Annotated in this window: 11 protein-coding genes; all 11 read right to left on the bottom strand. The window is 41.4% G+C overall.

Annotated features, from left to right (window positions below; all coding sequences use genetic code 11):
- Positions 1 to 205: transposase (locus G485_RS0116580; protein WP_035156768.1), on the bottom strand; the 205-nt coding region annotated here is incomplete at its 3' end.
- Positions 206 to 336: 131 nt separating this feature from the next.
- Complete coding sequence (locus G485_RS0116575; RefSeq protein ID WP_027093448.1) at positions 337 to 828, bottom strand: hypothetical protein; 492 nt, start codon at positions 826 to 828, stop codon at positions 337 to 339.
- A 78-nt stretch (positions 829 to 906) separates the two neighbouring features.
- Positions 907 to 4,458: a BREX system P-loop protein BrxC gene (gene brxC / locus G485_RS0116570; RefSeq protein ID WP_027093447.1), complete on the bottom strand. Its 3,552-nt coding sequence runs from the start codon at positions 4,456 to 4,458 to the stop codon at positions 907 to 909.
- Positions 4,459 to 4,477: 19 nt separating this feature from the next.
- Positions 4,478 to 5,044 carry a DUF1788 domain-containing protein gene (locus tag G485_RS0116565; RefSeq protein ID WP_027093446.1) on the bottom strand — a complete coding sequence of 189 codons (567 nt, stop codon included), beginning with the start codon at positions 5,042 to 5,044 and terminating at the stop codon, positions 4,478 to 4,480.
- A gap of 11 nt (positions 5,045 to 5,055) precedes the next feature.
- A complete protein-coding gene (locus G485_RS0116560; protein ID WP_027093445.1) occupies positions 5,056 to 5,652 on the bottom strand; it encodes a DUF1819 family protein in 597 nt (198 codons plus the stop codon).
- A gap of 17 nt (positions 5,653 to 5,669) precedes the next feature.
- Positions 5,670 to 5,936, bottom strand: a complete 267-nt coding sequence (locus tag G485_RS0116555; protein ID WP_035156766.1) for a TIGR04540 family protein — start codon at positions 5,934 to 5,936, stop codon at positions 5,670 to 5,672.
- 915 nt (positions 5,937 to 6,851) lie between these two features.
- The gene (locus G485_RS0116545) at positions 6,852 to 7,112 is read right to left on the bottom strand and encodes a hypothetical protein (protein WP_027093442.1); all 261 of its coding nucleotides are present in this window, start codon (positions 7,110 to 7,112) and stop codon (positions 6,852 to 6,854) included.
- A gap of 97 nt (positions 7,113 to 7,209) precedes the next feature.
- Positions 7,210 to 7,722, bottom strand: coding sequence for a helix-turn-helix domain-containing protein (locus G485_RS26975; protein WP_035156762.1), 513 nt, complete (start codon positions 7,720 to 7,722; stop codon positions 7,210 to 7,212).
- A gap of 119 nt (positions 7,723 to 7,841) precedes the next feature.
- The gene (locus G485_RS29285) at positions 7,842 to 8,774 is read right to left on the bottom strand and encodes a RecB family exonuclease (RefSeq protein WP_169732331.1); all 933 of its coding nucleotides are present in this window, start codon (positions 8,772 to 8,774) and stop codon (positions 7,842 to 7,844) included.
- 465 nt (positions 8,775 to 9,239) lie between these two features.
- Complete coding sequence (locus G485_RS0116530; RefSeq protein ID WP_027093440.1) at positions 9,240 to 9,620, bottom strand: hypothetical protein; 381 nt, start codon at positions 9,618 to 9,620, stop codon at positions 9,240 to 9,242.
- Positions 9,621 to 10,038: 418 nt separating this feature from the next.
- Positions 10,039 to 10,295, bottom strand: a 257-nt coding sequence (locus G485_RS26970; protein WP_035156759.1) for a transposase, incomplete at its 5' end; no start/stop codon positions are given.

The raw sequence follows: 10,295 nt of genomic DNA, 5'->3' as shown, positions 1-10,295 counted from the left end.
AACCAAGGCGCTCCTTGATGATGAGGGCACCGAGTGCAATGCGAACCGAATATGCTTTTTGACCGATGCCGATCGATGAGAAGGATTGGAAGTATTTCTCTTCCACTTTATCCCAAGGGATGAGTGCGGCAAGCTGTACCCAGCGATTCCCAGGATTAAGCTTCCCGCCAAAGGGTAAGTAGAAATTTTCCAACAGATCTGCCATATCCCGATTCGGCACGAACACGTTCGCTCACTCCATCTGCAAGGTTTTTTGCCAATTTTCTATGTTTTCCTTGCAGATAAATTCGACAAAAGTAGCTCAAATCCCTTGTGGAATAAGGATTTTTTGTTCGTTCAGCAAGCCCTATTTAAGCTGTTGCATTGCTTGATGATCAAATACTTGAATAGTTCTTCAGTTTTATTGTTTATCTTCAGTTCATAAACCAGTTCTTTGTCGATATCTAAATCAACCGACATTGCTTCATTCATAATATCAGGTTCAGGGCTATCAGGATTACTGGAAGAAAGCACTCTTACCTTCGTAGGAAGATAATTATTAACTTCCATAAATCGCAATGCAATAAAGCGGTTAAACCAGGTATAAGCAACTTCCTCTATGACACGATTAAAGCCAATTTCCTTGATACGTTGAATAAGCGTATCCCGCCGTTTTTTCTCAGTAATGGATAGTTGCTTGCCATCAATGTAGATAGCATCGGAGGTTTCAATTTGAGCTTTTTTTATATTTTCTTCGGTAATCCCGATCTTAAAAGCCTTTGCTTCAACCTTTTTCAGTAGCTCGTTTCGTGCATTTGTCGCAAAGTTCTTCAAAGCTGTCTTATTCATGCTTTCGGTTCACCAGCCTAAATGTAAAATGTTATTCCTTCATTTGATATGCCGCGGCCGAAGCCGCGGCACTCATGTTTACTCTATAAATTCAATTTGTTTGTTGTTTTTGATGATCTGCTTGAATTTCACCGAAAGGGAATTCAGTAGTTTGTCTACGTCTTCCTCAGTTTTTAATGTCTTATCAGCAAGCAAGTTGCTGATTTTCACTTTTTCCTTCTGAACGACTGTTTCGACACCGTATGTCGCCCCACCATCTTTTGCAACTGGCTTTACTCTATTGTTCCACTCATTGATTTCACGGCTAATCTTAATATCCATATTTTCTTTGAAGGTGGAGCTTTGGGTCACAGTTGCATCAACCTTGAAGATATCGTTAAAACCATCGACACTCTGGAACAGACTTTTATAGAAGTTCTGGATCTGATTTTTTGTTCCTTCCGATACCCCTTCATGGTTCGAACGTAACTCTAAATGGTCAGCATCAAGCTGTATCGCATTTTTCGCCGCTGTCTTCTTGTCCTCAAGTACCTTCTGAATCGCTTCTTCGATTTTATTCACAAGCTCAGGAATCTCTTTGATTCTTTTGTACGGCTGGACTTCTGTAAGAATCTCCTGTAATGTTGCGGCGTGTTTTTCCGTTTCTTCGCTTGTTAAGTAAACGCTGTTGTCCTTGTACTTGTCGTAAGCAAGAAGACCTTTGTCAAAAATCTCTTTTTGATTCTCAAAGAAGCTCTTCACATAAGAAACATCTTCTTCCCAATCCAGAAGGTTATCTTCCAAGTCTCGAAGCTTGGTGAAGAACGACACATTGTCTAATCCCTTGGTGAACTCGTTGAAATACTCAAGTCCTTTGTCCAAGAGGCTTTTTCCTGGGTATTTTCGACCTTCGTAACGTTTTTTCAAGTTCGTGATCTCGATGACTTGCTTATCCATGAGATCTCGAACGTCCTTGATAAGCCCATCCTCATCATCAGCCACATCAGTTTTGTTGAACACTTGTTTACAGATATTTTTGGCGATTTTCAGGAGGGACTCATCAACCTTCACACGCTTCGTAACGATTGCTTTGTCAACATCGCTTGCTTTTGTTAGAACATTGATCAAATTTGCATCTTCAAGCTCCAAGTATTCTGCATTGAATCGGATTCTGATCCGTTGTTCTTTCATTAACTCTGCGATCAGACCTGCGATATCAAGAGGCTTCCATCCGTAAGGCTTGTCGCTGAAACGATCCAAGAGAATCTTGACCCGCACCTGTTTTTGGATGCTGTCCTGCAGACTGATGAAATCAAAAACTTCTTTAACAGCTAATTCATTGTCATTTTGTTTTGAACCATCGATGGTGATTTGCTCGTTTTTATTTCGTAAAAGAGAAACCAGATCCTTCTCAGACTCTAAAAACGTCTTTACAAGTCCCAACTTGGTATATACATTCTCAACCAAGGAATGAAAAGCGGCATTGATTTTTTCTTTGACCGAAGCACCTTTAATGTCCGCTTTGTCGCCATTGATGAAGAAAACGCCACCCTTAATCGCTTCCTCCAACATATCCTTCACTCTTCGTCTTCGCTCTCTTGCCTCAGCCTGTTTGTTATTCAGGATGTTTTGAATACTTTCTGGGAGCTGTGTTGGATTCTTTTTCTTCCGATACTCTTCGATTTTCAGAACTTCTTCCATCTCTTCAATGTACGCTTCATTCGCACCAAGCTTTAAGATCATCTCGCCAGTTCCAGAGGACATCATCATGAGTTCCTGCTCGGATTTCGCATAATGGTCGGACAATGGCGAAAGGATATTGATCCCGATACTCGATGTTTGATTCCCATAATTCTTCTCGTCCATTTTCTGGTTGTATGAGAACTGGTATTGTTGCGAGTAACGGTATCTCTTCTCATCATACAGATCTTGAAAAATGTAGTTGGCAAGCTCTCTCTTAACTGCATCTTCCTCAATCTTCATTGCTTTGATTTCACGGTTGATATCTTGCTCGTCATCGGTAAGGAAGATATAGAATTCGCCATTCTTCTGGATTAAGGTTTGTGAAATCAACTTTCTCAGTGATGCTTGAATCTTCTCCTTCAACGCCAGCTTATCCTCATCGATACTTGTCACCATTAAGGTGGCGATATTATCGATGTTCGCTGGAAGCTCTTTAATATACTTAATCATAAAGAGCACCTTGAGAAGATCGATATTAAATTCGTCATCTTTTAACGCTGGATTTTCATATGCACCTTCAATAACCCTCACGATAGATGGGGTCAAAAATTCCTTAATCGTATCGTAGAATGCGTAGAACGGAATCAGAGTCCCTTCTTTGGAATTCTTATATCGCAGTCCCGCCTCTTTAAATGCGGAGAGCATAGAGCGTTCGCCTTCAGACAGGTGTTTTCCTGAGCTTCCATGTTTACGGACTTGCTCAAAAACGTTCTGAAGGAGTTTAAACTGATATGGAAGAAACGGATATACATCCGCGAATTCTTTCTCGTCCTCATAGCCTCGGAGGTCAGCGGTGCTGTCTTTAAAGCTAATCAGGTTTTTCAGGATTGCACTTTTCTCATGATAAATAAGTTTCAGCATGTCAGATGCATGGTCTTTTTTCAACAGAATCCGCTTTTTAATTACCTCGTCAACCGAGATTGACGAAAGAGACAGACGAGTATCAAAACGCCCCTGAATCCGAGAGAAGTCATCGCCCTTTACCTTTACGATGCTATCGATGCTCTCTTGTGATGTAACCATGATCCAGACTTTCCCTTTGCAATGCGTTCCCAGATCCTCAGCTACCGTCTGAAGGTTCAACATTAATTGACGACTATCACCTATGTATTGACCGATCTCATCGACCAAGAAGATCAGGTGGAAGTTGTCTCCCTTCTGGTCAACATACTCTTTCACGTCTTTGGCGAACTTTTCAATGCTGATCTCATAGTTGTTTACACCGTTCTCAAACCAGTTTCTTGCCGACTCCACGGACATTGAAGTGACCTTTGTCAGAGCTTCGATGACATAATCCGCATCAAAATAGAAGGTATTTCTGCGGTCTACCCACTCTTCGCCTGCCGCGGCTTTAAACTCACGCTTAAAGTCCTCATATACACCTTCTTTTGTCAGGTACTTCTCCATCTCCGCAACGCCTGGAATGTCCCCGTAGAAACCACGGTGTTCATAAAACACCTTCATAAATACACGGAGAATCGCATCCTCCTTAGACTTGTTATCCAGGGGACTTTTCGAGTCAATATTAAAAAGAATGACTTCAGTTTCAACGTTAGAAGCTCGTTTCATATTGGCCAGCACGATCGGATCCTGAATCTTGTCCGTAAAGAAATCGACTGCTCTTTTATCCTTTACCTTTTTGTTTTCCAGCAGATAGGCAAGAATCTTCAAGAAATGCGACTTACCTGATCCAAAGAATCCAGAGATCCAAACGCCCATTTTGTCGGTAGTTCCATCTATACCCTGCTGATAATTTTCATAAAATTTGGATAAGTGCTTATTGATTTCTCTGGTTACGACATATTCATCGAGTTCCTGATAAATGTTATCCTCATCGGTCTGAGCAACCTTAATGACACCCTTAATACTTCTCTCGATATCCTTCTGAAACATGTCTTTAATCAGCATAGACGGTTCCTCCTCATGATCAGTCAACTAATCGGAATGCTCTATAGTAATTATCATCTTTGAATCGATCAAACAGGCGTAGAGATAACCCATCGTATTTGCCTGGAAAGAACATGATGACTGGAATTCTATCGAGTACCTCTTGCAAATTGTTCAGGATATTATGGGAACGTACGAAGGGATACACTTTGCCTACACCCGTAATGAAAACCACATTATGATCCTGTATTTGTTCCTTTATCTTATGCAGGAAGATTTCAGGCTTGGCAAAATTGGTCATTGCCTTAAAAAGAGCATCCTTCCCCTGCTTTTCCTCCATCTGAAAGATCCGCTCGAAAATCCGCTTTTCTTTTGCAATCTCGATAAGCACCTTGAACAGATCAAACTCAATAATCTTACGATTTGACCCTTCGTGACTGAACTCTTTTTTGATATGTATGATGTAGTCCCGAACGATTAACTCATGTTCAGGCTCATAATCAAAAACATAAAAGCTGATCTCGTTTCCGAGACCTCTACCTTGGATAAACTTCTCTTCTTTTATCTTTGGTATGATCTTGTCGAGTCTCTTACGCAAATTTGCCATGCCGTAACCTCTCATTCACCCATTGCTTTTACATAAGCAATGTCGCCAATGTTAATGAAGTGCCTCTTCAATTGCTCGTCTATAAGCAATTGGTTTAGTTCCCCTGTTTTCTTATCTTTTAAAATCCCAGCTTCATAAAGGATCTTCACAAAAACCTGTTTTAGCTTGTTAACGGTTTGCTCTGTCCAGCCCGCTACTCCAGCATCTTGCTCCGCCTTCGACGTAAAGTACAAGTTGAGGTCCTTCTTTTCAAATAGGTAATTATCCGTTTCGAGCTTTTCTCGAATGACCTCATTCATAAATTCAAAAAAGAGCCTGTCCGTCTTCATGATGGCATAGAGGTTGATTATTTTCCCTGTCTCCAGTGATTCCTCCAACACCATTTTTCTTAGGGTATCATCCAATACACCAACTCGTCTCAATACAGAAGGCAAGCTTCTTTTCAAGCTCGTTTTTACCTGGTATTGGAAGAGGTTCTCCGTAAGGACTTTTTCCTTAATTTCCGAATCCCCCAACCCCTGAGTCTTGAGACTTACGACCTGTTTGAATTCATAAAACATGAAAGAAGCCCCTGTTAACGTCGCACTATATTCTAATTCTTGAGACATGGCTCAGCTCCCTTCTTTCAAATAACTGATTTTATGTCTTTAGCCAATCCGTTCATATGCAATATCCTCTCAATAACCTCAAGCCTTCTCTTCCCGCACTGTTGCTTGAGAACGGTAGTAAAATCGTTTTCTTTGATAATTTTCTGAGGATTATTTATGTAAATATCCACAACTTTCTGTATTAGGGTCTCTTCGTTAATATTGCCTTCCCAGTACGCATCAATAATTGAGTTGTACATCATGGCAAGCTCTCTCTGAGTCCTATAAAACAATTTAACCTCCAAACAAAACCACCTCAATAGGCAATTGATTATTACACAACTCTTATTTTATTCTTACTCTCTTGACTGTGCAAGAAAAAACCGCTTTCTCAGCGGTTTTCCATTTGTTCCAGCTTATCGTTCTAAGCGTACTGGTTAAAAAGTCAATCGAGTGACGAGGATCAGTTGTTCCGTTTATGCCAAAATCGTATGTTGCCGATAATAGTGATCACCTTTCCGGTCTTTATCTCCTACATCATTACCTCCGTAAATATGCGGTCCAAAATACGAAAGCAATTGCTCCAAGATAGCGGCAAGTTTGGATATCGTCACATCCAGATTAGGGTCAGGAGTGAAACAAACACCGATTTTCCTATCGCTTGCCGACATGTGCGGATGAATGTCTTGTTTCAATTCGGGAGCCTTTGTTTTAGTTGGTTATACAACCCCACTTGGATTTGATTAAAATACAGATGGACTGATGCGAATCCCTGTCGGTCTTTCGCACTTAATTTGAGGTATACTCCGTCTCTACCTGCCCAAGTGTCAGAACTTTGTCGAAACGATTATGCTTCTTAGATTTCCATACGTTGAGAAATTGCGGAACCTTCTCCCGCAAACATTCGAGCATGTATTGTTTCACGTCCTCGACCCTTGTCCAATCGTAATTTACGGTTCCCGTTTCCCTGCCCGCATGTGTCGGCGGAATTTGCGAATACGATTCGATTCGTTTCAGCCGCGGATACTTGATTTCGGAAATTCGCTTTAGTTCATTCCATATATCAAGCTTGTACATTTGATTTAGACATTCAACTTCAGCAATCGCCTTCTTCGGGTGGATTTCTAAAGCGTAGAAAGCAACATACTTTTGTTTGTTCCGCTTTAAGTAAGCGAAAATCTGCATCAAATGTTCACGTCGAAAACTGCGAGCAATCCAAATCACGATCCCTCACTGATGGACTCCAATATGTCCTGAACGGTCTTCAAATGCAATGGGTCGGATTGGTTCATCTGCGTCTCAATATACACAGGTAAACGATGGCTCGACTCCACCGCCAAAAGATCCACCTTCTTTCGTCCAACGGGGACTTCTGCCTCAATCCGGCTTAATTTTTCTCCGATGATCTCCTCCAAATATTTTGGATTATGCAATAGGAATAACGAAAAGATATACTCCTTTTCCGATCCGCCAATGCTCATGTATGTTCCACCTCTCTCCTGTTATAAGAAAAGCCGCCCGATCCCCGACTGGGAAACAAAGCGGCAACACTCTTGCCTAAGTCATACCTGCAAGCCTTTATAAAGCCACCTTGAATTGGTTGATTAACTCAGAGAGCATATACAGCTCCCTCATTTGAGCCGATGGCGACCAGTCACAAGCGATCACATGTCCTATGATCTTAATCAACTGTTCCTTCGCTTCTCTGTTAATCGGTTCCCCATTAACCAAGAAGTCATTTGCGATCAGCACCTCCTGCACTGTCTGCAACGTGTCATTTTTAGATGCCGACTCTTTGAAAACTGTAGCCAATACTTGATAATAGGGGATGTCTAACGCATCACACAAAGCCATGAGCTTTGGCAGACCAGGGGCAGTCCTGTCGCCACGCTCCAATCTGAAGATATAGCTGGCAGATACCCCCGATATATCTTCAAGTTCCTTGAGTGTGAAGTTGCGAATTTCGCGGTAATGTTTCAGCAACATTCCGAAATTGTCGGAAATCCCATATTCAGATTCCTCCCTGTTCCCTTCCTCAGAAAATTTCAATCCATCATTCTTTTTCATTCCTTCAATTTTGTCGTCACTCATGTTGCCGACTCCTTTCCACGTTTCTCGATTGAGAATCCTTTTTTGTTCAATTCGAACAATGTATTATAGACTTTGTCTCAAGTGGCAATTCACGAATGACCCTGCACCGAAAACATCTTTTAGACCCTGCCGCACAGCTCCCTAAACGAACATAATTGGCATGTCCGCTGGTTTGTCGTTTGCTCAAATTCATCCATTTCAGCGGGTATGTTTTGGTCAATATCGAGCAGATAGGAACGCATCCATTCGATACTGGTATTTAGCAGATACTCCGTTTTTTCAAGATCGAAGGAGGACGGGGTATAGGTTACTGTCCTACCATCAGCCAGGTACTCGCTTCTCAATTCAATTTGATCTAATGATACAATGCCAAATATCTGCTGGATAAACCAAGCGTATAGTACGAGCTGGATCACATCATTCGCAGACGACTTACCTGTTTTGAAGTCCACAATCACGTACTTCCCCGTCAATTTGTCCCGAAAAACAAGATCCATCACAACCCAAATCTTTATTCCATTTCTTTCTATACAGCGAAAGCGTTCCGCGGCAATTACTTCGATTTCATCCCCACGCCGAAATAAATCATTAACCGTTTCACTGGAGATAAGATTCTTTGCGACTAATGGCAGTTTCGTCTGATACTCCTCGATAACATCTAACGGCAAATCGTTGTCGTAGTAAATTTCCATGAGCATTTTGTAATCACCTGGGTTTTCGACCCATAACCTTTGGCGATATCTGGAGTCCTGATATGCTTTGTTCAAATCCGACCGAATATTCGATATGATTTCTGTTTCCGATGGCAAACGGGTGGAACGTACATTGTTGGTAAAACGCTGTATTTGATTGTGTACGGATGAACCAAACACCATGTGAATCGATTGAAGTGTTTTGAGTCGGTAAATGTGCCTTGTAAGATTGCTCGACTCATTCTGCCATCCTCCAAACGCCCCATAATATGAGTACCAATAGTTTCTTTTGCATTCTAAAAACCTTTTATGACGGCTCAAGCTCCAACTTAGTTCAGGAAACTTTCTAACGTTATTCACCTGCATCCCCCCGCCAAACAAATCTGAATCAATACAGTTACCTTGAAAACATTAGAAAAAATCTAAAGGGCGTTGCTCCATATCACTACTGGAGAACGCCCTTCATAATTTGAATCATATTTTCTTTTCGTAGCATCAGTTTATCTCGCCAATCCATTAGAAATCACCTCGTACAGAATGTATGTTCGCTTTCGTTAGATAAGATTATACAGCATCGAGCATTAATATACAATATTTGCCAATATAAAAATTGTTCAGCGGCTTTGCCCAAAGGCAACAGAAACAGGGAATCGGGGATAGGGGAAGAACTGCTTGATTTTATTCAGATTTCATCCACACAAGGATCTGTTGATATTGTGGATATTTGAAACATTATGAGGCGTGAAGTTTTCAGTTCGACAGAGCCGCTTGGCTAATGAGCGGAGGTCAGAATGTAAACGAAATAGAGCCAGTATGTTAATGAGGTTAGACAATGTCGAGACCTCTTAAAGCAGTATATATTCCAGTTGCAGTTTCAATCGAACTTTTGTCTTGAGCAAACCCTACTTCAAAGGCATCCTCAAATACCTCTCTTATTTGTTGCTCAAGCTTTTTTACATTTAAGACATCCAGATGTTTTATGATATAGATCGAAATTGTTCTGATTTCGGCTTCATATTCGTCCTCTGGACTTTCCATTTCCAGCAATTGTGCCGGATCCCACTTATCGATGAATTTTTTGACTACCTCGATCATAGCTGTTGAGTCGAATGAAAGGTTTTTGAGAAATTCCTTTTCCTCGGCTACTTCAGCTTGGATGATCTTTGCTCGCTCTTCAAATGAAAGGTCTTTATTGAACTTCTTCACAAATCCTCACTCCTATGAATCGAACTCTTATACCCGAACTGACGTTGCCTAATAACATCGCGGCTCTATCTTGTTAACGTTTAAGCTTGCTCATTAAACCTAACGGCATTATGAGAGACTTGAGACTGAAGAATTGGCCATTTTAGTTTGCCGTTGTAACATTGTGAATGTGATTCATAACTAATTCATAAATGTTACGCAAAAGTTATGCAATAGTTGTGAAACAAATGCATAACCTTTCAGATATCCGTCGGTTGTAAACTCTCAATTTGTACTACTTCTTGCATAAGTAATACACAACAGTTATGTACATGTTACACAACTTTTATGAAATTTGATTGCAGCTTGGACAATGGGTCTGTCAAGAATTTTGTGTAAACTCATTTATGGAACCTCCCCCGAGGGGGAGAGCGAACCCTTACGGCAAATGCTGTCCAATTCGATCTGGATAGAAGACGGAGAGCTGGAGGAGGATTTGTCCCCAGTTCTGCACGCGACCGGTCCATTTCCGCAGCACGTCCATCGTCGCCAGGTATAGCATCTTCAGCAGCGCCTCGTCCGTCGGGAAGATGCTCTTGCCTTTGGTTACTTTGCGTAGTTGCCGGTGGTAGCTCTCGATCATGTTCGTCGTGTAGATGAGCTTGCGGATCTCGGGAGGGTATTTGAAGAACGTGG

It is taken from the genome of Cohnella thermotolerans DSM 17683, assembly GCF_000429825.1.
Classification (GTDB): domain Bacteria; phylum Bacillota; class Bacilli; order Paenibacillales; family Paenibacillaceae; genus Cohnella; species Cohnella thermotolerans.
Note: the sequence above shows the minus strand (reverse complement) of the source record. Positions and strands in the feature narration are given on the sequence as shown.

Coding starts and splice junctions, on each gene's coding strand:
- G485_RS0116575 (WP_027093448.1), bottom strand. CDS start 828: ATGAATAAGACAGCTTTGAAGAACTTTGCGACAAATGCACGAAACGAG.
- G485_RS0116560 (WP_027093445.1), bottom strand. CDS start 5,652: ATGTCTCAAGAATTAGAATATAGTGCGACGTTAACAGGGGCTTCTTTC.
- G485_RS0116545 (WP_027093442.1), bottom strand. CDS start 7,112: ATGAGCATTGGCGGATCGGAAAAGGAGTATATCTTTTCGTTATTCCTA.
- brxC (WP_027093447.1), bottom strand. CDS start 4,458: ATGCTGATTAAAGACATGTTTCAGAAGGATATCGAGAGAAGTATTAAG.
- G485_RS26975 (WP_035156762.1), bottom strand. CDS start 7,722: ATGAGTGACGACAAAATTGAAGGAATGAAAAAGAATGATGGATTGAAA.
- G485_RS0116565 (WP_027093446.1), bottom strand. CDS start 5,044: ATGGCAAATTTGCGTAAGAGACTCGACAAGATCATACCAAAGATAAAA.